Annotated in this window: 24 protein-coding genes; 13 read left to right on the top strand and 11 right to left on the bottom strand. The window is 59.8% G+C overall.

Annotated features, from left to right (window positions below; all coding sequences use genetic code 11):
- The first annotated feature begins 225 nt into the window (after nt 1-225).
- Both ABIE16_RS28100 and ABIE16_RS28095 read left to right on the top strand, forming a co-directional pair.
- Complete coding sequence (locus tag ABIE16_RS28100) at nt 226-1,152, top strand: LysR substrate-binding domain-containing protein (RefSeq protein WP_150815309.1); 927 nt, start codon at nt 226-228, stop codon at nt 1,150-1,152.
- A 58-nt stretch (nt 1,153-1,210) separates the two neighbouring features.
- Nucleotides 1,211-1,576 (top strand): 5-carboxymethyl-2-hydroxymuconate Delta-isomerase, encoded by a 366-nt coding sequence (locus ABIE16_RS28095; RefSeq protein WP_090453683.1) that lies wholly within the window; start codon nt 1,211-1,213, stop codon nt 1,574-1,576.
- A gap of 3 nt (nt 1,577-1,579) precedes the next feature.
- On the opposite strand, the gene ABIE16_RS28090 is transcribed toward ABIE16_RS28095, so the two are convergent.
- From ABIE16_RS28090 to ABIE16_RS28080, 3 genes are all read right to left on the bottom strand, one after another.
- On the bottom strand, nt 1,580-2,518 hold the full coding sequence (locus ABIE16_RS28090; protein WP_429522383.1) for a LysR family transcriptional regulator: 939 nt from the start codon (nt 2,516-2,518) through the stop codon (nt 1,580-1,582).
- Between the two features lie 113 nt (nt 2,519-2,631).
- Complete coding sequence (locus tag ABIE16_RS28085) at nt 2,632-3,549, bottom strand: DMT family transporter (RefSeq protein WP_429522382.1); 918 nt, start codon at nt 3,547-3,549, stop codon at nt 2,632-2,634.
- Between the two features lie 13 nt (nt 3,550-3,562).
- The gene (locus ABIE16_RS28080; protein ID WP_429522381.1) at nt 3,563-4,747 is read right to left on the bottom strand and encodes a cyanate transporter; all 1,185 of its coding nucleotides are present in this window, start codon (nt 4,745-4,747) and stop codon (nt 3,563-3,565) included.
- 498 nt (nt 4,748-5,245) lie between these two features.
- Here ABIE16_RS28080 and ABIE16_RS28075 point away from each other — a divergent pair, with 498 nt between their 5' ends.
- From ABIE16_RS28075 to ABIE16_RS28055, 5 genes are all read left to right on the top strand, one after another.
- Nucleotides 5,246-6,628: a glutamine synthetase family protein gene (locus ABIE16_RS28075; RefSeq protein WP_057716009.1), complete on the top strand. Its 1,383-nt coding sequence runs from the start codon at nt 5,246-5,248 to the stop codon at nt 6,626-6,628.
- 190 nt (nt 6,629-6,818) lie between these two features.
- Nucleotides 6,819-8,468, top strand: coding sequence for a phosphoethanolamine transferase (locus tag ABIE16_RS28070; RefSeq protein WP_429522380.1), 1,650 nt, complete (start codon nt 6,819-6,821; stop codon nt 8,466-8,468).
- Between the two features lie 232 nt (nt 8,469-8,700).
- The gene (rnd, locus tag ABIE16_RS28065; RefSeq protein ID WP_090453691.1) at nt 8,701-9,834 is read left to right on the top strand and encodes a ribonuclease D; all 1,134 of its coding nucleotides are present in this window, start codon (nt 8,701-8,703) and stop codon (nt 9,832-9,834) included.
- Complete coding sequence (locus ABIE16_RS28060) at nt 9,831-10,124, top strand: YcgL domain-containing protein (protein ID WP_057716006.1); 294 nt, start codon at nt 9,831-9,833, stop codon at nt 10,122-10,124. Before rnd ends, ABIE16_RS28060 begins: the two co-directional genes overlap by 4 nt.
- Before the next feature lie 119 nt (nt 10,125-10,243).
- Nucleotides 10,244-11,176, top strand: coding sequence for a D-2-hydroxyacid dehydrogenase (locus tag ABIE16_RS28055; RefSeq protein WP_102671295.1), 933 nt, complete (start codon nt 10,244-10,246; stop codon nt 11,174-11,176).
- Nucleotides 11,177-11,299: 123 nt separating this feature from the next.
- Here ABIE16_RS28055 and ABIE16_RS28050 read toward each other — a convergent pair whose 3' ends face one another.
- Nucleotides 11,300-11,893, bottom strand: coding sequence for a nitroreductase family protein (locus ABIE16_RS28050; RefSeq protein WP_340314871.1), 594 nt, complete (start codon nt 11,891-11,893; stop codon nt 11,300-11,302).
- A 164-nt stretch (nt 11,894-12,057) separates the two neighbouring features.
- Between ABIE16_RS28050 and ABIE16_RS28045 the strand changes: the two genes are divergently transcribed.
- Together ABIE16_RS28045 and ABIE16_RS28040 are read left to right on the top strand one after the other, a co-directional pair.
- Entirely contained in the window at nt 12,058-12,507 is a 450-nt protein-coding gene (locus tag ABIE16_RS28045) for a YcgN family cysteine cluster protein (RefSeq protein ID WP_008015986.1), read from the top strand.
- Between the two features lie 35 nt (nt 12,508-12,542).
- A complete protein-coding gene (locus tag ABIE16_RS28040) occupies nt 12,543-13,772 on the top strand; it encodes a hypothetical protein (RefSeq protein WP_340314873.1) in 1,230 nt (409 codons plus the stop codon).
- Nucleotides 13,773-13,900: 128 nt separating this feature from the next.
- Here ABIE16_RS28040 and ABIE16_RS28035 read toward each other — a convergent pair whose 3' ends face one another.
- The 4 genes from ABIE16_RS28035 to ABIE16_RS28020 all read right to left on the bottom strand — a co-directional run bounded on the left by ABIE16_RS28035 (nt 13,901) and on the right by ABIE16_RS28020 (nt 16,131).
- Entirely contained in the window at nt 13,901-14,278 is a 378-nt protein-coding gene (locus ABIE16_RS28035) for a YgaP family membrane protein (RefSeq protein WP_057716002.1), read from the bottom strand.
- 80 nt (nt 14,279-14,358) lie between these two features.
- Nucleotides 14,359-14,829 carry an RNA methyltransferase gene (locus tag ABIE16_RS28030; protein ID WP_007993783.1) on the bottom strand — a complete coding sequence of 157 codons (471 nt, stop codon included), beginning with the start codon at nt 14,827-14,829 and terminating at the stop codon, nt 14,359-14,361.
- Nucleotides 14,830-15,022: 193 nt separating this feature from the next.
- Nucleotides 15,023-15,394: a YajD family HNH nuclease gene (locus ABIE16_RS28025; protein ID WP_007898702.1), complete on the bottom strand. Its 372-nt coding sequence runs from the start codon at nt 15,392-15,394 to the stop codon at nt 15,023-15,025.
- A 50-nt stretch (nt 15,395-15,444) separates the two neighbouring features.
- A complete protein-coding gene (locus ABIE16_RS28020; RefSeq protein ID WP_057716001.1) occupies nt 15,445-16,131 on the bottom strand; it encodes a spermidine synthase in 687 nt (228 codons plus the stop codon).
- Between the two features lie 95 nt (nt 16,132-16,226).
- Here ABIE16_RS28020 and ABIE16_RS28015 point away from each other — a divergent pair, with 95 nt between their 5' ends.
- Nucleotides 16,227-16,517 (top strand): hypothetical protein, encoded by a 291-nt coding sequence (locus ABIE16_RS28015; RefSeq protein WP_057716000.1) that lies wholly within the window; start codon nt 16,227-16,229, stop codon nt 16,515-16,517.
- Here the strand turns inward: ABIE16_RS28015 and ABIE16_RS28010 are convergent.
- Together ABIE16_RS28010 and ABIE16_RS28005 are read right to left on the bottom strand one after the other, a co-directional pair.
- Nucleotides 16,514-16,987: a Crp/Fnr family transcriptional regulator gene (locus ABIE16_RS28010; protein ID WP_057715999.1), complete on the bottom strand. Its 474-nt coding sequence runs from the start codon at nt 16,985-16,987 to the stop codon at nt 16,514-16,516. The two genes, ABIE16_RS28015 and ABIE16_RS28010, sit on opposite strands and share 4 nt — an antisense overlap.
- A gap of 217 nt (nt 16,988-17,204) precedes the next feature.
- Entirely contained in the window at nt 17,205-19,259 is a 2,055-nt protein-coding gene (locus ABIE16_RS28005; RefSeq protein ID WP_429522379.1) for a S9 family peptidase, read from the bottom strand.
- A gap of 213 nt (nt 19,260-19,472) precedes the next feature.
- On the opposite strand from ABIE16_RS28005, the gene ABIE16_RS28000 reads away from it, so the two are divergent.
- From ABIE16_RS28000 to ABIE16_RS27990, 3 genes are read left to right on the top strand one after another with little or no spacing between them, the layout of a single operon-like run.
- Complete coding sequence (locus ABIE16_RS28000; protein ID WP_057715997.1) at nt 19,473-19,970, top strand: hypothetical protein; 498 nt, start codon at nt 19,473-19,475, stop codon at nt 19,968-19,970.
- A gap of 32 nt (nt 19,971-20,002) precedes the next feature.
- Nucleotides 20,003-20,779 (top strand): class II glutamine amidotransferase, encoded by a 777-nt coding sequence (locus ABIE16_RS27995; protein WP_090453698.1) that lies wholly within the window; start codon nt 20,003-20,005, stop codon nt 20,777-20,779.
- An 11-nt stretch (nt 20,780-20,790) separates the two neighbouring features.
- Nucleotides 20,791-21,333: a DUF2937 family protein gene (locus tag ABIE16_RS27990; protein ID WP_102671286.1), complete on the top strand. Its 543-nt coding sequence runs from the start codon at nt 20,791-20,793 to the stop codon at nt 21,331-21,333.
- 44 nt (nt 21,334-21,377) lie between these two features.
- Here the strand turns inward: ABIE16_RS27990 and ABIE16_RS27985 are convergent, their stop codons facing one another.
- Nucleotides 21,378-23,489, bottom strand: a complete 2,112-nt coding sequence (locus tag ABIE16_RS27985; protein WP_218496906.1) for a TonB-dependent receptor — start codon at nt 23,487-23,489, stop codon at nt 21,378-21,380.
- Nucleotides 23,490-23,501 lie beyond the last annotated feature (12 nt).

The raw sequence follows: 23,501 nt of genomic DNA, 5'->3' as shown, positions 1-23,501 counted from the left end.
ATGTGAGAGTAGGTCATCGTCAAGATTAAATTCCGAAACCCCTATCTGCGTATGCAGGTAGGGGTTTTGTTTTTGGCGTCCCTGTAGGCGCGAGCTTGCTCGCGATGGGCCTCAGTGCGAAATATCCCCTGACAGCCCGCATCAGGCTGTTGGACCTGTGTTGGATAGACGGCAGTCGCACCAGCTACCTAAACTGTCAGCAGATTTTTTGGATCGGGGCAGTGGATGAATCGCAATGAACTTCGCAAGGCGGATATCAACCTGATGGTGGTATTCGAAACGCTGATGCTCGAACGCAATGTCACTCGGGTGGCGGAGAAGCTGTTTCTCGGTCAGCCGACCATCAGTTCGGCGCTCAACCGCTTGCGTGCGATGTTCAATGATCCGCTGTTCATACGCGTTGGCCATCGCATGGAGCCAACGGCACGGGCCGAGGAGATCATCAGGCACCTGTCGCCGGCGCTGGATTCCTTGTCCGTGGCCTTGAGCCTGACCCATGATTTTGACCCGGCCAGCAGTACGATGTCGTTCCGCATCGGGTTGTCCGACGATGTCGAGTTCGGGCTGTTGCCGCCATTGTTGCGAGCGCTGCGCCAGGAAGCGCCCAACGTGGTGTTTGTGGTGCAGCATGTCGATTACTGGCGGATTCCTGACTTGCTGGCAGCCGGCGATATCACGGTGGGTATCAGCCAGACCCGTGGCTTGCCGGCCAATGCCAAGCGCAAGTTGTTGCGACACATCCAGCCCAGCATTTTGCGCGCCGATGCCTCTGATACACCGCTGACCCTCGATGAATATTGCGCGCGACCGCACGTGCTGGTGTCCCATACCGCCAACGTCAGTGGCTATGCCGACGAGTGGCTGGCGGATATCGGTCGCACACGCCAGGTGGTGCTTTCGGTGCCGCAGTACAGTGCATTACCGGCCCTGCTTGCCGGCACCGACCTGATTGCCAGCCTGCCGGACTACACCGCTGAGGCGATGGCTGCATCGGGAATGCTGTTCAAGGAACCCTTTCCCTTCAAGACACCGACCCTGGATCTATCCATGGTCTGGCTCAGCCATGTCGATAGCGACCCTGCCGAGCGCTGGTTACGATCGCGCCTGGAGGCGTTCATGAGTGAGCGTGCCGTATTGCCGCTGCCCGAATGAACAGGGTGGCGCTGTGTTATATGTACGACCTTTCCACCCCACTTACAGGAACCCACTCATGCCTCACCTGCACATGGAATACACCGCCAACCTGACTGATCTGAATGCCGAAGTGGCATTGATGCGGTTGAACAATACGCTGGTGGCTTCCGGTCAGTTTGCTGCCGAATTCGACATCAAGAGCCGCGCGATCAGGGTCGAGGCGTTCAAGGTCGGTACTGCATTGGCTGAACGGGCGTTCGTGCATGTGAAGCTGGCACTGTTGAGTGGTCGTTCCGCACAGATCAAGAAACAGCTGTCTGAAAGCCTGCTGGCGGTGGTGCAGGACGTGTGTGAGTGGCCGAGCGGCGTTGAAGTCCAGTTGTGCGTGGAAATTCTCGACATCGATCGCGATTCCTACAGCAAGACCGCCATCAGCAACTGAGCATCAGGCCGTTTCCTGCTCGAAGCAGGCCTGGATCACTTGCGCTCGCAGCCAGGTGTTGGCGCTGTCCTGATCAACACCCTGGTTCCACTGCATGTCGAGGGTGAAACCCGGCAGGCCAGCGGGGGCTTCACAGTGATCGAAGGTGTCTGCACTGGCCAGTAGTCGCTGGATGCGCCGGGGCAGGGTCAGAACATAGTCGGTGCCGGTAATCAGCTTCAGCGCTGCGCTGTAGCTGTTGGCGCGTGCGACGATATGGCGCTGTTGTGCCTGCTGCGCAAGCCAGCCGTCGACCATGTTGGTGGCGGACGTCCAGGGTGTCGGGAACACGTGTCGACGTTCGACATAGGTTTGCAGGCTCAAGCGTGGTTCTGCCGGCGTGGCGCGTTTGTCGAAAACACACACCAGGTCATCTTCGAGCAGCGTCTGCGATTTGAAATCGACGTGACTGCGATGAAAGTTCGGGCCGAAGCACATCACCAGGTCGAGGCTGCCTTCGCGCAACGCTTGGGCAGGGATATCGGCCTGGAGTTTGAACACATTGACCATCACCGGAAGATCGGCGAGGTCGAAGGTTTTCAACAAGCGCGGCAGGATCAGTTGCTCGAAATATTCCGGGGCGCAGATGTTGAAGGTCACGGGTTGCAGGCCTGGGTCGAACGTGGGTAAGCCGGCGTGACACAGGTTGATGCTTTCGAGGATTTTCAGCACGTGAGGGTACATCGCGCTGGCCTTGCCGGTGGGCTGCATGCCGCCGGTGCGAGTATTGATGAACAGTTCGTCCTCGAAACTGGTGCGCAATTTCTTCAGGCAGTAACTCACGGTGGACTGGCTGACGCAAAGCGTCTCGGATACGTCGGTGACACTGTTCTGCTCATACACGGCGACGAATACCATGAGGTCCTGCATGTCGAGCTTTCTAAGCGAATTACTGTTCAGCATCCATTCCATCTCGCTGCGTCCCTTGCGCTGACCGTGTGCAAGGGTGGTGAATTATCCTAGCGGAATGGGCGAGCAGGGAGAATGCCTTGCAGGACGTTTCGCCCAAGGCCGTGTCAGCCCTGGACCATCGCCGACACGGCGCGGCGGCTGGACATCAATAGCGCGAACATGCCGAGGCCCACCAGCACCGCGCCGGTCATTTCCAGCGGCAGCGGCGTCTGGTGTCCCCATAGCCAGTGGAACAAGGTGATGAACAGCGTGCTCAGATAGATGTAGGAAATCACCGAGGACGGCGCGATCACGCCGATGGCCCGGTGCAGCAGCCAGAACGTCGCCAGGGTGGCGAACACTGCCAGGTACATCAGCCAATAGAAGTCGTTGAGCGTTAGTAATGATGCCGAACGCCAACCGCCACTGAATCCACAGAACACCAGTAGAAACAGCGCACCGAACAGCATGTTCCAGAACGTCATGGACACCGGTCCGCGTCCCTTGAGGCTATTGGCTTTCAGACGCTGGCTGAGGGGGGCGTAGAGCGCCATCGCCAAGCAACCGATGCCGTACACCGTCAATGCATAGGGCGATGGCAACTCGCCGGGGCGGGTGCCTTTCATGATCAACAACACCGCCCCGGCAGCGGCGAGCAGCATCGGCATAATCCGTTGTTTCAGACGGCTGTCAGGTGTGAGCACGGCTTCGAAACCCAGGGTCATCAGTGGCACCAGCGTGAACATCGTCCCGGTGTTGACGGCCGAGGTGTAGCGCAACGCTTCGAACAGCGAACCGAAGTACAGCGCCAGCAGCAGGCCGAGCACCGCGTGACCAAACAGTGCGCGGGCGGTCATGACGGCATCGCCTTTGAGCAGCAACAACGGCAGAAACACCAAAGCGCAAAACAGCAGGCGTAAACCCGTCAGCAGGATCGGGTCGATGGCCTGGCTGACTTGCGCCGCCGCGGAAAACGATGCGGCGATCAACAAGGCCCAAAGCAGCATGCTGGCGTGAGCGACGGCGAAAACGGTGGTTTTCATGGCAGGCTCCGGGTCAATGGATGTGGCGGGCGTAGTGCCTTGGGTTGAAGCGCAAAACCATCAGCATCATCAGCGCCATGACCGCCGTGAGCGACCACCAGGCCCATTCAAAGCTGCCGAGCTGGTCGCGGATGATCCCCGCCAGCAGCGGCGACAGGCCGGCGATCAAGTAGCCGATGCCTTGCACGAATGCGGTCAGGCCGCCAGCACGCAATGGATTGTCCAGATGATCCAGCGATACGATCAGGCTCATCGGGAACAGGCCGCCAATGCCCAGCCCCAGCAGGCATGGCCACAGCAGGCTCAAATACCGTGGGCTCAGAATCAATCCGCAGAAACCGGCGATGATCAGTGTCAGCAATACCATCAGCACGACGCGGCGGTCGCGACTGCGGTTGGCGATGACGGGCGTCAACAGACCCGACAGCACTTCCATGGCGGTCAGAAAACCGAGCAGCAATCCGGCGTGCTGCTCGCTCCAACCCTTTTCTACGTAGTAAGGCGCCAGCCAGGCCAGAACACAGGTGTAGGACGCAGTGCCCAGGCCAAAGAAAATCGCGAGTAACCACGCGCGGGAATTGGCAAAGTACGAACCTTTGCCGGATGCCCTCGAATCCAGTGTTGGCATCCCCGCGCTTTGGCTGCGCCAGAAGAGCAATGCCAGCACGGCGAGAACGGCCCAGATCGCCAGGCCCATACGCCAGCTGCCGGTACGTTCCATGACCAGCGGCGCAAAGGAGGCACCCATGGCCGCACCGCCCATGATCGATGTGACGTAGAGCCCCATGCACAGGGCTACGTGGTCGCTGAAGCGGGATTTGATCAACGCTGGCATCAGGGCCTGGATCAGGGCGATCCCGACACCGGCCAGCACCGCGCTGAGGAGCAACTGCGCGGCTGAATCAAGGAACAACCGCGAAAGCGTGGCCACGCCGATGATCAGCAACGAGAAGACTACCGTGCGTTGATCGCCGAATCGCTGACTGACGCGCAGGCCGACAAACATCGCCAGCCCCATGGCCGTCACCGGTAACATTGTCAGCAGTGAAGCCTGGCTGAAGCTCAGCGCAATGTCGTCGCGAATCGCTGAGAGCAGCGGCCCGACAGCGGCCATGGAAGGGCGCAGGTTCAGGGCAACCAGGACAATGCTGAACATGAGCCAGAGGGCAGGGCGGGAAGTGGCTCGGGTGTTTTCCATGATCGGACCTTGATGAATAGGCGGGCGATTAAGGCGCGCGAGCCCCGAAGGGCGCAAATCAGAAAGTCCGGGGTGGTATTTAGAAATCAAATACAGGCCTTCTCCCCACTGAAGGCAGCACAAAACAGCCAAATGTTTAGCCAAACGACATCCAAGGTTCTTCAAATCCTGATTTAACGACTTAAGCCATCGTGTGACGCTGCGGGTCATCTGTTTTCTGCGGTTCTCTCTATGGACGGTTGGCCAGTCGCAATCCACTGCAAGGCATCCAACGGCGTTCGAGCGTCGAGCCTTGGCCGTCGATTCACACCTGCCACCGCGCCAAACCTCTCCGCACTTCCTTCTGAACTGGCTTTTTGGGCGCTGTGGCATTGCCGCCATGCGCGCCCGCCGGATTCCTGCTTTTTCCGCTGATTGTTCCTACCTGTTCCGCTTGATGGCGGGATTAAAGTGCGGGTGCTTTTGCGTACCCGTCTGACACGGAAAAAGAGAGTTCCCATGAGTTGTGCCACGACCTCGTTTGCCACCCGGCAAGAAGCCCTGACCTTTCTGGAGCAGAACCCGGATATTGAAATGTTCGAGCTGTTCATCCTCGACAACAACGGTGTGCCGCGGGGCAAGTTGCTGCATCGTGACGAGTTGCTGGCGGTGTATGAAAGCGGGCGACCATTGCCGAGCACCATCCTCGGCCTGACCATCAACGGTGATGACGTGGAAAACTCCGGGCTGGTCTGGGATGTCGGTGATATCGACTGCCGGGCCTACCCGATCAGCGGCAGCCTCACGCGTATGCCGTGGCGTCTGATACCGACCGCGGCCGTGCAGGTCAGCATGCACCCAACGGAGGGAATGCCCGCCACTATTGCCGATCCCCGTCATTTGCTGGCGAAGGTCATCGAGGGTTTGCAGGCAGACGGTTATTACCCGGTCATGGCGGCGGAATTGGAGTTCTACCTGCTGGATCAGCAACGCGACAGCAATGGCCGGCCGCAACCGGCACGGGATGTCGATGGCGGGCGTCCGTACGGCACCCAGGTCTATGGTTTACGCGAGCTTGAACAGATCGAACCGTTCCTGGCCGATCTCTACAGTGCCTGCAAACTCCAGGGGATTCCGGCGCGCACGGCCATTTCCGAATACGCGCCGGGGCAAGTGGAGATCACCCTCGAACACCGCACCGACGCACTACAGGCGATGGATGAAGCGGTACGCTACAAGCGTCTGGTCAAAGGCGTGGCGCACAAGCACGGCATGACAGCCTGTTTCATGGCCAAGCCTTTCGATGACCTCGCCGGCACCGGGATGCACATGCACGTGAGCCTGGCGGACAAGGACGGCAACAACCTCTTCGCCAGCGAAGCTGCGGATGGAACGCCGCTGCTCAAGCAGGCCGTCGCCGGCATGCTCAGTACCTTGCTCGATTCGCTGTTGCTGTTCTGCCCCAACGCCAACTCCTACCGTCGATTCCAGGCCAACAGCTATGCGCCCCTGGCGGCCACCTGGGGCGTGGACAATCGCACCGTGAGCCTGCGCGTACCTGGCGGGCCGGCGTATTCCCGGCACATCGAACACCGAATCTGTGGCGCAGATGCCAACCCCTATCTGGCGGCTGCGGCGATTCTGGCGGGTATTCATCGCGGTATCCGTGAACAACTCGATCCTGGTGCGCCGGTGGAAGGCAATGGCTACGCCCAGGCCACGAAACTGTTGCCGACAGACTGGCTGACCACCTTGCGATCACTGGAAGGTTCGAGTTGGGCCAGGGAAGCCTTCGGCGGTGAATTCCTCGGCGTCTACCTGGCGGTGAAACGCGCTGAGTATCGTCAATTCATGGGGGAGGTCGGTGAACAGGACTGGCGCTGGTATTTGCATCAGGCTTGAGTCGAATCTGAATCGGGGCTGAACCATTCTCAAATAGTCTGAAAGTGTCAGGCGGACTTAATAAGCCAACTAATTGTTGGCTTATTTTTCACAAAAAATTGATTGTTGGCTACCTAAAATTACAGCTGTCTCGGTAAATGAAATTTTCACATTTGCCGGAGATACTTACTTTCAGGATCCGCCAAATATCATGCTTAAGATTAAAGCCGTGCGCCCTGAATGGGTGACACTGATTGCCAGCACGTTTTTGTTAGTTGGCTTCAATTACGTACTTTGGCAACACCTGTTCGAAATCACCGCATCCGATGGCAAAGGCATCGTCATGCGCGCGGCCTTCGGGGTGATGATCTTCGCGGCCTTCAACATTGTGCTGACCCTGCTGGCATTCCGGCCAGTGCTCAAGCCGCTCCTGACCCTGCTGTTCATGACCAGCGCGGGCGTGGTGTATTTCATGAGCCAGTATGGTGTATTGATCGATACCGGCATGTTGCGTAACTTCGCCGAGACCAATGCAACGGAAGTGCGTGACTTACTGTCGCTCAAGTTGTTTTTTTATATTTTACTGCTCGGCGTTTTGCCGTCCTGGCTGTTGTGGAAGACACCGATTAATTATCGTCGTTGGCACCGTGAACTGCTCAGTAAAGTTGTGGTGACTTTTGCCTCGGCAGCAGTCATTGGTGGAGTTGCACTGGTTAACTATCAAGGCCTGTCTTCGTTGTTTCGCAATCACCACGAGTTACGCCTGATGGTGGTACCAAGCAACTACATTGGTGCCTCGGCTGGCTTCTTGCGCGAGCAGGTTGCGTCTGCACATCAACCTTTTGTGAGGCTCGGTGAAGATGCCCGGCGCAATTCAGCCTGGCAAACTCACGGGCGCAAATCCCTGACGGTACTTGTCGTGGGTGAAAGTGCCCGGGCGGAGAACTTCGGCATCCTTGGCTATAGCCGCGACACCACTCCGAAGCTGAGTAAGGAAGACGGCCTGATCGCTTTCACCGATGTGCACTCCTGCGGTACAGAAACCGCCGTATCGGTGCCTTGCATGTTCTCCAACATGGGGCGCAAGGACTACAACGCCAGCAAGGCAAAGAACGAAGAAGGCCTGTTGGACGTGCTCAAGCATGCGGGTATCGACGTGATCTGGCGTGACAACCAGTCAGGCTGCAAAGGTACGTGCGATCGCGTCACCCTTCAGGACGTCAGCAATCTGAAGGACCCGGCGCTGTGCGCCAACAGTGAATGCCGCGATGAAATCCTGCTGCAAGGGCTGCAGCATTTCATCGATACCCTGGACAAGGACACGGTATTGGTATTGCACCAGATGGGCAGCCACGGTCCTGAGTACTTCAAGCGTTATCCGAAAGAGTTCGAGCGCTTCACCCCGGTTTGCGAGAGTAATGCCCTGAACAATTGCAGCCGCGAAAGTATCGTCAATGGCTACGACAACACCCTGGTCTATACCGACCATGTACTGTCGACCTTGATCGATCTGCTGCGCAGCAACCAGGACAAAGTGGATACCGCGATGCTGTATCTGTCGGACCACGGCGAGTCCCTGGGTGAATACAACTTGTTCCTCCACGGCACGCCCTACATGCTGGCACCGGAGCAGCAAAAGCATGTCGCCATGTTTGCCTGGTTCTCCGACAGCTATAAAAAGTCGTTTGCGCTAGATACCCGCTGCTTGCAACAGAGCCGTGAAAAGTCCCTCAGCCAGGACAACCTGTTCCATTCGATGCTTGGGCTGCTGGAGGTCGACAGCAAGGTCTACCACCAGGATCTGGACATGTTTGCCGGATGTCGTCGTCCAGTGACAGACGGCGTGTTGGCCAAGGAATGATCGCCTCTGACTCTGTTTCACGCAGCGGCCGTCGACCTGGTTTTTGACAGGTGTTGGCCGAACACGGTGATTCTCGCGACGGTTCCAGGTGTTGGGTAAGACCAGCTAGCTCGGCTTTGTAGGACTATTCTTTATGTCGCGCAGTAATTTTCGCTAATGCTCTTGTTCAGTGGATGCGCGGAAATCGCCGGGGGCGATATATACTGCGCGCCATTCTTCAAGGGAGAGCCGTGTGGCCATCGATATTCACTGGATTCGCGACAACGATAGCCTCGGACGGTTGTGTGCCGAGTGGCAACAGTTGCCATTCGTTGCCCTCGACACCGAATTCATGCGGGTCGACACCTTCTACCCAATCGCCGGCCTGCTGCAGATCGGTGATGGCGTTCGCGCCTATCTGATCGACCCGCTGACCATCGACAACTGGCAGCCATTGGCCGCTTTGCTGGAAAACCCTGCGGTGGTCAAAGTTGTCCACGCGTGCAGCGAAGACCTCGAAGTCCTGCTACGCCTGACCGGCAGCCTGCCGGCGCCGCTGTTCGATACGCAACTGGCTGCCGCTTATCTGAACCTTGGTTTTTCCATGGGCTATTCGCGGCTGGTGCAGGAAGTGCTCGGCATCGACCTGCCCAAGGGGGAAACCCGTTCCGACTGGCTGCAACGCCCGCTTTCCGAAACCCAGATCAGCTATGCCGCCGAAGATGCCGTGCATTTGGCTGAAGTTTTCGTAAAACTGCGTCCAAAGCTTTCCGACGAGAAATACGCCTGGGTCCTGGAAGATGGCGCCGAACTGGTGGCCAACCTGCGCCGCGAGATCGACCCGTACGAGGTCTATCGCGATGCCAAGCTGGCCTGGAAGCTGTCTCGCGCCCAACTCGCCGTTTTGCGTGAGCTCTGTGCCTGGCGTGAAAAGGAAGCCCGGGCTCGCGACCTGCCGCGCAACCGGATCATCCGCGAGCATTCGTTGTGGCCGCTGGCGCGTACGCAACCGGATAACCTCGGCGCGCTGGCGAAAATCGAAGACATGCACCCACGTACCGTGCGTCAGGACGGCGAGTTTCTGCTTGATCTGATCAAGCGCTCTGGCAGTGTGTCGCCTGATCAATGGCCGCCAGCCGTGCCGGAGCCGTTGCCGGTGGATGCTGCTGCGCTGCTCAAACAAATGAAGGCCATAGGCCAGGCCGAAGCCGAGCGCCTGAACATCGCGCCGGAACTGATGCTGCGCAAGAAAACCCTGGAAGCGCTGCTCAAGAGCGGCTTCCCCAATGGTCCCTACCAATTGCCTGATTCGCTGCGTGGCTGGCGCCGCGAATTGATGGGCCAGGCGCTGCTCGACAGCCTGGCCACCGCCGGAGAACAGCCTTGAAACGTATTTGCTCCATCTACCGCAGCTCGAAAAGAAACGAAATGTACCTGTATGTGCTCAAGAGCGATGCTCTGGAGCGCGTGCCGGATACCCTGATGGCAGCCTTCGGCAAGGCCATCCACGCGTTCGACCTGGTGCTGAGCCCCGAGCGCAAGCTGTCGCGCGAGGACATCACGGTCGTGCTGGAGAACCTCGAGAAACAGGGTTATCACCTGCAAATGCCGCCTGCCGAAGACGAGTACATCGAGCACTTGCCGGAAGAATTGTTGCGTCGCAACGATCCGATGTGAGCGGCAGACAGACTCTGTTCAGAGTGGTTATGAAACACTGATTGATTTTAGCGATGGCAGCATCGACGGAGCACTGTTCTGTCGGCGGCCGTCTGCACTGTTTTTGAAAGGTTTGAAGCATGCGCGTCCTGATTGCTGAACACGACCACCCCGTGTACGCCCAACTGTTGCGCGAGGCGGCACCGGACCTGGAGGTGCTGACCAGCGGTGATTCCGCCGAACTGGCCAGCCAGGCCGCCGATTGCCCGGTGTGGCTCGGCCAGCCTGATTTGCTGGCGACCCTGTTACGCCAGGGTCATCAACCGCAATGGCTGCAATCGACCTGGGCCGGCATCACGCCGCTGCTGGCCGATGGCTTGCCGCGGCACTATCGGCTGACCCGTGCAGTCGGAATCTTTGGCCAGGTCATGGCCGAGTACGTGCTCACGTACATGCTCGGTCATGAGCGTGAAGTGCTGGCGCGACTGGTCAGCCAGGTCGAGCGCAAGTGGGACAGTCGCCAGGTCCAGAGCCTGGCGGGGCGCAGGGTGTTGATCGTCGGCACCGGTGATATCGGTCAAAGTGTCGCGCAGTTCCTCGTGCCGTTTGGCGTCGAACTGTATGGCGTTGCCAGCAGCGCACGGGAGCAGGCACCGTTTATCGAAGTTGGTTCGATGGCGGATTTGCCGCGGCTGGTTGGTGAAGTCGATTACGTGGTCAATCTGCTGCCGAACACGCCGGACACCCACGATGTCTACGACGCGGCGCTGTTCAAGCAATTCAAGCCGACCGGGTTGTTCATCAACGCCGGGCGCGGAGTGGCGGTGGTCGATGCGGATCTGGTGGATGCCTTGAAGGAAGGGCATCTGGCGGGTGCAGTGATCGATGTGTGCCGTCAGGAACCCTTGCCCCAGCGTCATCCGTTCTGGACGGCCTGGGGCCTGCTGCTGACCGGCCACAGCTCGGCACCGACTTCGCCTTCGATGATGGTGAAGCTGTTTGTCGAGAACCTGCGGGCTTATGAGGCGGGAGAGGCGTTGCGCGGGGAAGTGGATTTCGATCGCGGGTATTGAACACACCCTCAAAAACTGTGGGAGCGAGCTTGCTCGCGATGAGGCTGGTACATTCAACATCAATATTGACTGTCCTACCGCTATCGCGAGCAAGCTCGCTCCCACAGGGATTTTCAGTATGGCTCAGAGGGTGAAGTCACCTTCAGCCGCCAACTCGCTCAATGGACGACGCGGGCTGGGTTCTTCACGGGCTTGCAGATATTCCGCCAGGCTCGCCTTGTCCCCCAGCTTGCCCACCGCGACGGCGGCGTGCAGGGCGTAGCCTTCAGGAATGTTCAGCGCCTTGCGGGTCAGCTCCTGGTCGAAGCCGGCCATGCCGTGGGTGTGCCAGCCGCTCAGGCTCGCTTGCAAGGCCAGGTGGCCCCAGGCGGAACCGGTGTCGAAGGTGTGCCACAGGGCCGGGGTTTCTTCGGCGGCGCCAGGCACGGCGAAGGTGGTTTTCGAAATCACGATCACCAGGGCCGAAGCATGTTGCGCCCAGCTGCGGTTGAATTCGTTCAGCAGGCCCAGGTAACGCTCCCAGTTCGGTGTGTCGCGACGAGCGTAGAGAAAGCGCCAGGGTTGCGAGTTGTAGGCCGAGGGTGCCCAGCGGGCGGCTTCGAAGAAGCTCAGCAGGGTTTCCTCCGGAATCGTTTCGCCAGTGAAGGCGCGGGGCGACCAGCGATCGGTGAACTGAGGGTGAATGGCGTAATCGGCAACGCGTGGGTTGGCACTCATCAAGAGATTCCTGGCTACGTTTGAAAGTGGGAGCAACACAAAACCCTACTTGGCAGCGCAAAAACTGACAAGCCCGGCGTACCGGCAGTCGCCAATGCTTGGCCCGCGGAGCTGCGGGCACTAGACTGGCGGCCTTTTCACCACCTGATGTCGATACTCGAACCATGGCCGCCAAAGTAGAACCGTTCTGGATACGCAAGACCCTTGATCAACTCGATCAGGAGGAATGGGAGTCGCTGTGCGACGGCTGTGGATTGTGCTGCCTGCAAAAGCTTGAAGACGAAGACGACAACAGCGTCTATTACACGCGCATCGCCTGCAAGTTGCTGGACCTGAAAACCTGCCAGTGCACGGACTATCCCAACCGCCGTGACTCGGTGCCGGACTGTATCCAGCTCACACCGGGCAAGGCCGACGAATTCAAATGGCTGCCACCGACCTGTGGCTATCGCCTGGTTAGCGAAGGCAAGGACCTGCCGTTGTGGCATCACCTGGTGTGCGGTGATCGCGATGCCGTTCATCACGAGCGGATTTCCCAGTCCGGGCGCATGCTCGCCGAAGGCAGCGTGCCGGAAGATGATTGGGAAGATCATCTGATTTTCCGCGCAGGCTGATTGCCTGAGGTTCAACGTTTCACGAGGGAGTGTGTATGGCTGTGGGATGGCGGCAGGCGTGGATCCTTGGATTACTGGCCGTGAATTCGCCGGCATGGGCTGCGAACAAGGTCAATCTGGATTATCACGTGCGCCTGTTGCCGCAGAGCGATCAGGCCGAAGTGCGCCTGACGCTCGCCCAGGGCTCGGCGGTACGCAGCCTGGATTTCGATCTTGGCGACGGCAGTCACTACAGCGATTTCAAGGCTGACGGCCAATGGCAACTGACCCCCGGCAAAGCGGCGCGCGGTGTCTGGCGTCCGGCTGCGGACAAGGCCAGCCTGACCTACCGCGTGAGTATCAGCCACGGGCGCAAGAGCGGCAGCTTCGACACGCGCATCACGCCAAGCTGGGCGTTGATGCGCGGCGACAATCTGGTGCCGGCTGCCAGACTCGATCAACAGGACGGCATCGAACTGGTTTCACGCCTTGAGTTCGAGCTGCCCGGTGGCTGGAAAAGCGTTGAAACCGCTTGGCCACGAATCGGCCCGAATAAATTCCGTATCGATAACCCTTCCCGACTGTTCGACCGGCCTACCGGCTGGATGCTCGCAGGTGAGCTCGGCAGTCGCCGCACTCGTCTGGGCGAGACCGAAGTCACAGTCGCCTCGCCGCTGGGGCAGGGCATGCGCCGTATGGATGTGCTGACGCTGCTGACCTTCGTCTGGCCGCAAGTGCAGGCGCTGTATCCGCGACACCCGGGCAAACTGCTGATCGTCGGGGCTAATGATCCAATGTGGCGCGGCAGCCAGTCGGCGCACGAGTCGATCTACCTCAACAGTCGTCTGCCGGTGGTCAGCGAAAGCGGCACCAGTGCCTTGGTCCGTGAGTTGGCCCAGGTGTTCGGGCGCGTCAAAGGCACCCGGCGCAGTGACTGGATCAGTGAGGGCTTTGCTGAGTATTACGCCATCGAACTGGTGCGTCGGGCTGGCGGCATGAGCGATGAGCGCTACGAGAGTCTGCATCGCAAATTGGTCAAGATCAGCCAGAAAGTCACCACGCTGCGCGGTGAGCGGATCAGCTCGACGCAGGTGGCCAGGGCAGTGGTGTTGCTGCAGGAGCTGGACCGCGAGATTCGCCTGAAAACCCACAACAAGCGTTCGCTCGATGATGTGCTGCGCGGGGCGATGCGGCTGGATAACGTTGATACCAAGGACTTTGTGCAGCTGTCGGAGAGTGTTATTGGCGACTCTTCCAAAGTCCTTGATACCGGTTTACTTCAGTGAGTCCGTCATCGCGAGCAAGCTCGCTCCCACAGTGATTGGGGGTGAACACAAATGTTGTGAGCGCCACATAACCCTGTGGAAGCGAGCTTGCTCGCGATGAGGCCAGTGGCTTCAGCGCAAATCCTGATTCAAACCCCGGCTTTCGGCGACTTCAAGGAATCATTGCCGGTAACGGTTGCGGTTTTGGTCGCCGCCTCGGCATTGGCCTTCAGCGTCTTCAACTCTTCACCCGCCCGCTGAATTTTCGCCCGCACGTTGTTCATGTCCTGACGGCTTTTCTCCAGCAGGCTTTTCGCCGAGCTGTGGCCGGTAATTCCACGGGCCAGGGCCACGCCGCCGATGGCCACCTGGATCAGGCCAAAGATCCCGCCACGCCGCAGTCCCTTGCCCACCATCACCACGCCACCGGCCAGGGAGCCAATGCGTTCCCAGCCCTGCACGTTTTGCTCGGAAGGGCTCTGGAACGGGGTGGATTCGATACGCTCGACGGGTTTGAGTTCGCTCATGGTCTGTCTCCAGGCTTCAGTGATCGATAGTCAAACTGACAGCCTGGGCGGGCAGCTCGTTCAATCGGATGTGTGGCGATTCAGCGGAATTTTGGCCCGGAGCGGGTATTGAGCCCCTTGGACATGCGGTCGTAGAGCACGACGTTGACCGTGGCGGCCAGGTTCATGCAACCGGTGGTCGGAATGTAGACCACGTCTTCGCACCAGTCGCGAATCTCTTTATCCAGCGATCCGTCTTCCGGGCCGAAGATGTAGAGCGCGCGATCCGGGTGGGTGTATTCCGGCAACGGGCGGGCGCCCTCGACCAGTTCCACGGCGACGGGCACACAATTGAGGGGCAGGATTTTCTTCAGGTCGTCGATGCCGATCAGCGGGATGTCGTAGTGCACGCGCTTGGTATCGGTGACGAAGTCGGCGGCGCGCTCATAGCGCTTGCCGGTGTAGAACACCGACGCCACGCCATAACAGCCAGCGGCGCGCATCACCGAACCGACGTTCTCCGGTGATTTGGGGTTATACAAACCAATGCAGCTGTACCGTTTGTCTGCCACGAGCGGGGTGCCTTTCGGGAAAAAAGCGGGATTATACGGGGATTGGGCGGCAGCGGTCAGTTTGGAGATTGGCGGTGGCAGGGCTATTGCTATCGCGAGCAAGCTCGCTCCCACAGTGGATCTGTGTCGTTCACAAAATCAAATGTGGGAGCGAGCTTGCTCGCGATGAGGCCGGATCAGGCGCTGAAAATCTTCAGTCTTCTTTCTTCATCAACCCGGCGAGTGCCGCAAACGGGTTGTGCGTAGCCTTGGCAATTTTCGGCGTGCTCAGCGAGCCTTCGTCGAAATACTGCTGGTCGGTATACCGCGAGTGTTCGTTATCGTGGCAGTACAGGCACAACAACTCCCAGTTCGAGCCGTCCTGCGGGTTGTTGTCGTGGTTGTGGTCGCGGTGGTGCACGGTCAGTTCGCTCAGGCGCTTGCCGGAGAACTCACGGGCGCAGCGGCCACAGACGTGCGGGTACATCTTCAGGGCCTTGTCGCGGTAGCCCATTTCCTTGTCGCGCTGGTTGTCGGCGAGGATGCGATCCAGCTTCGAGGTGTTGGTCGGGGTGGACGAACTCATGGGTTCACCTTTGTAGAAAGACTAATGACGGTTATAGGGTGAAGTTTAGCCTAGCCCTTGAGCTTCTCGGCAATCCAGATGGTGTGGCGGGTGCCCTTGTTGCCGTGGGCGAAGACCTGCACTTCCTCGGCCTTGAAACCCGCCTTTTTCAGTTTGTCGGAAAACTGCCGGTCAGCGCTGGCCGACCAGACGGCCAACACGCCTTTTGGTCTCAGGGCCTTGGCGCAGGCACTGAGGCCTGCGGCGGAGTAAAGCCAGCTGTTGGCTTTCTGAGTCAGGCCTTCGGGACCGTTGTCGACGTCGAGCATGATGGCATCGAAACCCTGGGGCTCGGCCTGCAGGACTTTGGCCACGTCTTCCATGCGAATCACGGTCCGCGGGTCTTGAAGCGGGTTTCCGGCTTTCTCGCCGAGTGGCCCGCGATTCCACTCCACGACGCCAGGCACTAATTCAGCGACCACCACTTCGGCAGTCTTGCCCAGGTGCCTGAGCGCCGAAGCGAGGGTGAAACCCATGCCCAGGCCGCCGATGAGCACCCGTGAACCCGGTCGGCCGGCGACCTTGCGACACGGGATCTCGGCCAGGGCATCTTCGGAGCCGTGCATGCGCGTGTTCATCAATTGTCCGCCGTCGCCGCCCTGGATCTTGATGACAAAATCCTCGCCGTATTCGAACAGGCACAGGGCGCCGCCGTTTTCAGGGATGGGGGTGGTGTCCAGCAGAACGAAACGTTTCATGGGGCTCACTTGAAGAAAATTGGCAGAACTCGGGAGGGCAAACAGACGCAGTTGGGAGTAGCCTGTTTATGACGACAAGGCCAACGGAGCCATTGATGAAGCGCACCATTCTAACGGTCATTGCCCTGGCCGCGCTCTCGATAACTGCAGTGCAGGCGCAACAGCTGCAATCGATTCCCGTCAGCCCCGCGCCGATACCCGGTTCGCCCGGCACCGCGACGCCCACGCCGTACCCGCAAATCAGCCCGGCGCCTTTGCCTAAAGTCGGCCCCGGCAGTAGCGGTCCGCCGTTGGTGCCGATTGAAATGCCCAGCCCGCCGATCAAGGACCAGCCGATACCGGGCCTGGAGCCCAATCCGCCGAAAACCAAATCGCCGGGCGGCTAGACCTGCTGCGAAAGCAGTTGACCGTCGGCCATGCGCAGTCGTTTGGAAAGGGAAACGGCGAGGGCGCGGATGATCTTGGCGGCGATTTTCGGTGCGTCGTTGAGCATCTTTTCCAGCGAGTCCTTGCCCAGGTTGAGCAACTGGCAGTTGCTTGCGGCCACGCAACTGGCCGAGCGCCGTTCGCCGTCGAGCACGGCCATTTCACCGAACGAGCGGCCGCTGCGCAACGTGGCGATGGTAACTCGCTGCCCGTCAGCGTTGGTTTTCTGCACCGCCACCTGACCGGTATGGATGATGCACATGAAACTGCCGGCATCGCCCTCCTGGAAGATTTCCTCGCCCTGGGCAATGGTGCTGATACTGAAGTAGCCCGAAGCCGCGGCGAAGTCGGCTGGCTGCAGTTGATTGAACAGGCCGCAATCCATCAGCCAGTCGCGAATTTCGTTGTTCAGAAAGGTTGGTTCAGACATGTCGTCACGGTCTTTATTGTTGTGTCTGTTACTGGCTCGAATTTGAAGTCACCGAAAACCCCTTGTGGGAGCGAGCTTGCTCGCGATTGCGGCTTCACAGGCAACGGTAATGTTGAATGTGCTGACGCCATCGCGAGCAAGCTCTCTCCCACAGGGTACTGGTGTTGTATCGGCTACCAGTGTGTGGAATTAAGACCGGTTCATCGGCCCGGGTTCCTCAGGCCATGCCCAAAACCTTGAACAAAAATGCATATTCGAGTGCTACGTCACGCAATCCCTGGTATCGCCCGCTCATCCCGCCATGCCCGGCACCCAATTCAGTCTTGAGCAGCAGGGGATTGCTGTCGGTCTTGGTCGCGCGCAATTTCGCCACCCACTTGGCTGCTTCCCAATACTGCACGCGGCTGTCGTTGTAACCGGCGATCACCAGGGTTGCCGGATAAGCTTGCGCGGTGACATTTTCATACGGGGCGTAGGCCTTGATCCGATCATGGACGTCCGGCTCTTCAGGGTTGCCCCACTCGTCGTACTCCGTCACGGTCAATGGCAGATCAGGGTCGAGCATGGTGTTGAGTACGTCGACGAACGGCACTTCGGCGATGGCGGCGCCAAACAGCTCCGGCCGTTGGTTGAGCACCGCGCCGATCAGCAAGCCACCGGCGCTGCCGCCACTGATAGCCAACTGCGGTGCAGTGGTGAAGCCTTGGGCGATCAGGTGTTCGGCGCAGGCGATAAAGTCGCTGAAGGTGTTGTGCTTGTGCTCCTGCTTGCCGGCGCGATACCAGGCTTCCCCCAGTTCGCCGCCGCCACGCACGTGGGCAATGGCAAACGCCATGCCGCGATCCAGCAGACTCAGGCGCGCGTGGGAAAACCATGGGTCGAGGCTTTCGCCGTAGGCACCATAGCCGTAGAGGTACAGCGGCACGGGTTTGCCCAGGTCTGCGCGCTTGATCACCAGGCTGATGGGCACTTGCGTGCCGTCCGGCGCACTGGCCCACAGGCGTTGGCTGACGTAGGCGTCGGCATCGAACGGGCCGAGCACCGGGGTTTGCTTGAGGACTTTCTGCTCGCCGGTCGCCAGTTCAAGCTGGCGGATTTGCGCCGGACGGTTCAATGCTTCGTAGCGCAGGCGAATCCGGTTGCTTTCGAACTCAAGGCTGTTTTGCACGTGCAGGCTGTAGGCCGCATCCGGCAGTTGCACACGATAAGGCGCCAGGCTTTGTGGGTGAACTTCAATGACCGGCAAGCCGCCAACCCGCAGGCTCAGGGTCATGGCCCCGGTGTTAAGGCTGATGCCGTCGATCATCACCGTGTCGCTGTGGGGGATCAGGTTCTGCCAGTCGGCTTCGGTGGGTGCGGCGCCGGTATCGACGGCCGTGTACAAGGCGAAATTGATGCCGTCACGGTTGCTGCGAATGAACCAGGTCCATTGACCATTGAGTACGCCGTGATCGACGTCGTACTCATGCTCCTCGACCCGTGGCGCGATGCAGGTAAAGGCGTGCTGCGGTTGGTTGGCGTCAAGCACCCAGGCTTCGCTGGTGGTCTTGCTGCCCACGGACAGCAGCAATTGCTGCTCGGAGCTTGAACGGTAGCAATGCATGAAGAAGCGCCCGTCCGGCTCATGGAACACTTCTTCGGCCGCCGTGCCGTCCAGTCGATAGCGATACAGCTTGTGCGGACGATGGGTGTCATCCAGTTCGCCAAAGAATAGCGTCAGGCTATCGTTGGCCCAGGTCATGCTGCCATCGCAGTCCTGGAATTCCAGCTCGCTGACACGGCCGTCGGATAATTCCTTCACGAACAGCGTGTAAATCTCCTCGCCGCTGGAGTCGATGCTGTAGGCCAGACGCTGGTGGTCCGGGCTGATGCTGAACGCCCCGAGCGAAAAGAAACCACCCTTGGCCAGTTCGTTGGGGTCCAGCAGCAGTTGTTCGCGGCTTTCGTCGAGGCTCAGGCTGTCATCGGCCGGACGCGGGCAGCGGTAGTGCCTGGCGTACTCATCGCCTGCCGTAGTGCGGGTGTAATACAGATAGGGGCCCCATGGCGAGGGCAGGGACAGATCGGTCTCGAGAATCCGCCCCTTGATCTCTTGGAACAGGGTTTCGCGCAATGCGGCCTGGTCGGCGGTTTGCGCTTGCTGATAGCTGTTTTCGGCTTTCAGGTAGTCGAGCACTGCCTCGGTGTCGCGCTCTTGCAGCCAGGCATACGGGTCGGAGCCTTCAGCCTTGTGGGCAATCGGAGCGTCGTGAATGTTGGCGGATAGGGGCATGAAGGGTTCTCGAGCAGTGTACGGAATAGGTTTGGAACCTGTGGGAGCGAGCTTGCTCGCGATGAGGCCAGTACATCCAACATCAATGTTGACTGTCAGTCCGCCATCGCGAGCAAGCTCGCTCCCACAGGGTTCTATGTCTTGACCGAAGGCATTGATGCAGCCTGATGGGCGAAAAGCCGTTATCATAAGCGCCTCTTTGCCTGCCTTGCCATGGACACCATGACCGAGAACGACTATCTGATCGCTTGGGGCCTCTACGCCTTCGCCGCTTTGGGCTGCCTGTTGGTGTGGATGCGCTTGACCCGCTGGATGTGGCGTTGGCTGCGTGAGCCGCTACGGCTGGCGATGGTCGTGCTGCTGTTCAGCCCGACCATCATCGACCCGGTCAAGGACAAAATCGCACCGGCTCTCGCCATTACCGCGCTCGACCTGCTGTTCAAGGTCGGCAACAACGCCTGGCGGGCGATTTCCGATCTGTTCATGTACGGCATGATCGCGTTCGGCCTCTATCTGGTGCTGGTGGCGATCCGTTTCCCCATCGAGCGCGCCTCCAATGCCCGCAGGGAGCAGGCTGCCGCCGCCAAAGCCGCCGTCCGTGCCGACGAGCCCGAGGACGATCAACCGTTCGGCGGTGCCGGCGATGATCGTTATGGTCGTCCGCCCGTGCCGAGCACTCCTCAGCGGATGCGAGTCGAACCCCGTCTGTAACCTTGCCCCTGCGATTGAGCGAGAGTCCGAGCATGTGTGAGTTATTGGGCATGAGCGCCAATGTCCCGACCGATATCGTGTTCAGCTTCACCGGGCTGATGCAGCGGGGCGGACGCACCGGCCCGCACCGCGATGGCTGGGGCATTGCCTTCTATGAAGGCCGTGGACTGCGGCTGTTCCAGGACCCGGCGGCGAGCTGCGAGTCGGAGGTCGCGAACCTGGTGCAGCGCTATCCGATCAAGAGCGAAGTGGTGATCGGGCACATCCGCCAGGCCAACGTCGGCAAGGTCTCCCTATCCAACACGCATCCGTTCGTCCGTGAGCTGTGGGGGCGAAACTGGTGTTTCGCCCATAACGGCCAGTTGGCGGACTTCCAGCCAGTGGCCAGTTTCTATCGCCCGGTCGGCGATACCGACAGCGAAGCGGCTTTCTGCGATTTGCTCAACCGTGTGCGTGCGGCGTTCCCCGAGCCGGTCGAGGTCGAAGAGCTGCTGCCTGACCTGGTGGCAGCGTGCGCCGAATACCGCAGCAAAGGCGTGTTCAACTGCCTGCTCAGCGACGGTGACTGGCTGTTCTGCTATTGCTCGACCAAGCTGGCGCAAATCACCCGTCGTGCACCGTTTGGCCCGGCGCGCTTGAAAGATGTCGACGTGATCGTCGACTTTCAGGCCGAAACCACGCCTAACGATGTGGTGACCGTCATTGCCACCGAACCCCTGACCGAAAACGAAACCTGGACCCGTTACGAACCGGGTCAATGGAGCCTGTGGCGACGCGGCGAATGCGTCAGCCAGGGCCAGACCGAATAAGGACTCCTTGCATGTTGCTCAGTTATCTGCGGCTGGTGTTGTTTGCGGCGGGCCTGTTGATCGGTGTCCAGGTGCCGGGCTTCATCAGCGATTACGCCAAACGGGTCGAGGCGCACCTGATCGAGGCGCAGACCAGTCTGAGCGGCTTCCAGAACACCGCCAATCAGTTCTTCAAGGGTGACATGCAGGCTCTGGTCGCGCATTACCGCGCCAGCGAAGACCCGATCTTTCGCAGCGACGCCGACAGCCTGGGCAACCTGCTGACCCGTCAGGTGGCGCTGGACAAGCAATTCCAGGCGATGCAGGGCCCGTGGTACATCCGCTTCCTGCAAGTGGTGCTGGCCGCCGATCCGGATATCCGCAAGGAAACCTGGAATGGCTACAGCTACCAGATCCTGTTGACGCCCGAAGCGATGGTCTGGGGCATGAGCGGCGCGTTGCTGCTGTCGTTCGGGATCGAGTGCCTGTTCCGACTGATCGACTGGGTGGTGCTGGGCGGCAAGCGTCTGCGCCAGAGCCGGCCGATCGAAGAACGGGATTTGCGCGGTTTGTAACCCCGTCGAACGTCAAGGAGCCGGCAAGCCGGCTCCTCGGTTGATTACCAATCTATCGAATAGCTCATGCTCAAGGTACGGCCTTCGGCATTGGGGTACGGTGCTTTGGCGTTGGCTTGGGCGAACAGATTGACGTACGTGCGGTTGGTCAGGTTGTACACCCCGCCTTCCAGGCGACCGACCGGCAAGTACACGGAGCCGAGCAGGTCCACCAGCGTATAGCCTTCGATGTCGCGCCCGTTGTTGTCCTTGGCCGCAGCGTCGTAACTGGACAGGTGCATGCCTTGCAGGCGCAGGCTGTAGTCGTCTTCGGTGTAGCCGACGAACAGCGTGGTCTTGGCCGGTGAAATACGTGTTGCCGGCAGATCGATCCATTTCCCGTTCTGCTGGGTCTCGCCCTTGGCCCAGGCATAGGTACCACCCACCGACCAGTGATCGGTTGCGCGGTAGGTCAGGCTGTTTTCGATGCCGCGAACCCGCTCCTTCTGATTGATCAGACGCAAGACACGGCTATTGGCATCGTAGAACTGGGTCACGTCCGAGGTGTTTTCATAGACGGTAACGTCGGCCTGCCACCGGTCCCAGTCACCGCGCCAGCCCAGCTCATAGCTGTCGACCTTGATGGCCTGGGCGTTGAGGCTCTGGATGTCGAAGGTGCTGCTCACGTCACGCAGGAAGCGCTGGATGTCCGGCAGCGAAAAGCCCTGGCTGTAATTGGCAAAGACGTCCTGATGCTCACTCAGGTGATAGACCGCGCCCAGGTTATAGAGCGTGGCGTCGTATTTGAGGGTGTCACCGGGCAGGATGGCGCGTACGCCGGTCTGCACGATCTGACCGTAAGCGATGCTGTCGGAGACCTCGCTTTCGATCCATTCGCGGCGCACACCGCCACGCAAGGTCCAGTCCCCGATGTCCCAGGACATCTGCCCGAACAGCGCCTTGGTGGTGGTTTCGATATCCGGGCCCATCTCGTAAGTGGTGCCGGTCTTGGTGTAGGTCAGCCCTTTGAGGGTGTATTGGTCACCGCGTTGGCGGGAGCGTTCGTGATCATAGTCGGCGCCCCAGACCAGGTTGCCTGTGGCGCTGCCGATGGCCGGCAAAGGCGTGTCGATGGCCGCACGCAGGCCGTAGACATCCTGCACGCTGTTGTTGTCGGCGATCCCGGCCTTGCCTCGCGACAGGTCCGGGAAGAACAGCGCGTCGGCCCGGCGCCAGTAGCTTTCCAGTTGCAGGCCCTGGCCGTAGAAGTCGTTGTCGGTGTAGTTGAGGTTGGCCGCCTGGTTATGGGTATAGGGTTGGTCATCAAGTTTCAGCCCTTTGACCGCCACGGCTTGCTGCGAGTTTTTCGGGTCTTTGGTGTAGCCGGTGTCTTGCTGGTCCTTGTAGTCCTGCAGCGACAGGCTGAGTTTTTTGTCGGCATCCAGTTCGTAACCGAAACGACCTTGCAGGTCATAGGTTTCGGTGTCCATGTTGCTGCCCTGGGATGTGTCCTGAGGGATGCGGTTGCCGTTGCCGTCGTACTGATCGTTGCGCTGGGTCAGGTCGGCGGACACGTACCAGTCCAGGGCATCCTTGCGCCCGGTCGCACTCTGAAAGGCCTCGTAGGCGAAACCCTTGCTGTTGAGGTTGTTGCCGCTGGTCAGGCCCAGTTTGCTGCTGTAGGCAAGGTCCTGACCCTGATTGCGCTTGGTGATGATGTTGATGATGCCGCCTGAGGCACCGGCACCGTAAATGCTGCTGGCGCCGGAAACCACCTCGATGCGTTCGATACTGGCCGGCGCGATGCTGTTGAGCTGGCGGAAGTTGTCACGCGTGGCGTTCTGCGACACGCCGTCGATCAACACCAGCATGTTGCGCCCGCGCAGGGTCTGGCCGAAGTTGCTCATCCCGCCGCTGGACGGCGCCAGGCCGGGAACCAGTTGCCCCAGAATGTCGGAGACCCGACGCCCCGCGCCACTCTGCTCGCGGATCTGTTGCTCGTCGATCACCTGGACCGAGCCAGGAATCGAGGCAATGCTCGCTTCGCTGCGAGTCGCGGAAACGACGGTGGCTTGCATGTTCAATGTGCCGGGTTGCTGGTCGGTGTCCTCGGCCCAGGTCTGGACGCTGACGGAGCCGAGCAGCGGAATCAGCAAGGAAAGTTTGGTTCGGGTCATGAGGTGGTCTTT

The sequence above is a fragment of the Pseudomonas sp. 2725 genome (genome assembly GCF_050434585.1).
Lineage (GTDB): Bacteria > Pseudomonadota > Gammaproteobacteria > Pseudomonadales > Pseudomonadaceae > Aquipseudomonas > Aquipseudomonas jessenii.
Note: the sequence above shows the minus strand (reverse complement) of the source record. Positions and strands in the feature narration are given on the sequence as shown.

Bases quoted from the DNA above. Each gene is read 5' to 3' on its own strand.
- ABIE16_RS28080 (WP_429522381.1), bottom strand. From the start codon at position 4,747: ATGGAAAACACCCGAGCCACTTCCCGCCCTGCCCTCTGGCTCATGTTC.
- ABIE16_RS28035 (WP_057716002.1), bottom strand. From the start codon at position 14,278: ATGAGCGAACTCAAACCCGTCGAGCGTATCGAATCCACCCCGTTCCAG.
- ABIE16_RS28100 (WP_150815309.1), top strand. From the start codon at position 226: ATGAATCGCAATGAACTTCGCAAGGCGGATATCAACCTGATGGTGGTA.
- ABIE16_RS28090 (WP_429522383.1), bottom strand. From the start codon at position 2,518: ATGCTGAACAGTAATTCGCTTAGAAAGCTCGACATGCAGGACCTCATG.
- ABIE16_RS28085 (WP_429522382.1), bottom strand. From the start codon at position 3,549: ATGAAAACCACCGTTTTCGCCGTCGCTCACGCCAGCATGCTGCTTTGG.
- ABIE16_RS28055 (WP_102671295.1), top strand. From the start codon at position 10,244: ATGCGCGTCCTGATTGCTGAACACGACCACCCCGTGTACGCCCAACTG.
- ABIE16_RS28050 (WP_340314871.1), bottom strand. From the start codon at position 11,893: ATGAGTGCCAACCCACGCGTTGCCGATTACGCCATTCACCCTCAGTTC.
- ABIE16_RS27985 (WP_218496906.1), bottom strand. From the start codon at position 23,489: ATGACCCGAACCAAACTTTCCTTGCTGATTCCGCTGCTCGGCTCCGTC.
- ABIE16_RS28005 (WP_429522379.1), bottom strand. From the start codon at position 19,259: ATGCCCCTATCCGCCAACATTCACGACGCTCCGATTGCCCACAAGGCT.
- ABIE16_RS28010 (WP_057715999.1), bottom strand. From the start codon at position 16,987: ATGTCTGAACCAACCTTTCTGAACAACGAAATTCGCGACTGGCTGATG.
- ABIE16_RS28000 (WP_057715997.1), top strand. From the start codon at position 19,473: ATGGACACCATGACCGAGAACGACTATCTGATCGCTTGGGGCCTCTAC.
- ABIE16_RS28025 (WP_007898702.1), bottom strand. From the start codon at position 15,394: ATGAGTTCGTCCACCCCGACCAACACCTCGAAGCTGGATCGCATCCTC.
- ABIE16_RS28075 (WP_057716009.1), top strand. From the start codon at position 5,246: ATGAGTTGTGCCACGACCTCGTTTGCCACCCGGCAAGAAGCCCTGACC.
- ABIE16_RS27995 (WP_090453698.1), top strand. From the start codon at position 20,003: ATGTGTGAGTTATTGGGCATGAGCGCCAATGTCCCGACCGATATCGTG.
- ABIE16_RS27990 (WP_102671286.1), top strand. From the start codon at position 20,791: ATGTTGCTCAGTTATCTGCGGCTGGTGTTGTTTGCGGCGGGCCTGTTG.
- ABIE16_RS28070 (WP_429522380.1), top strand. From the start codon at position 6,819: ATGCTTAAGATTAAAGCCGTGCGCCCTGAATGGGTGACACTGATTGCC.
- ABIE16_RS28020 (WP_057716001.1), bottom strand. From the start codon at position 16,131: ATGAAACGTTTCGTTCTGCTGGACACCACCCCCATCCCTGAAAACGGC.
- ABIE16_RS28095 (WP_090453683.1), top strand. From the start codon at position 1,211: ATGCCTCACCTGCACATGGAATACACCGCCAACCTGACTGATCTGAAT.
- ABIE16_RS28015 (WP_057716000.1), top strand. From the start codon at position 16,227: ATGAAGCGCACCATTCTAACGGTCATTGCCCTGGCCGCGCTCTCGATA.
- ABIE16_RS28040 (WP_340314873.1), top strand. From the start codon at position 12,543: ATGGCTGTGGGATGGCGGCAGGCGTGGATCCTTGGATTACTGGCCGTG.
- ABIE16_RS28045 (WP_008015986.1), top strand. From the start codon at position 12,058: ATGGCCGCCAAAGTAGAACCGTTCTGGATACGCAAGACCCTTGATCAA.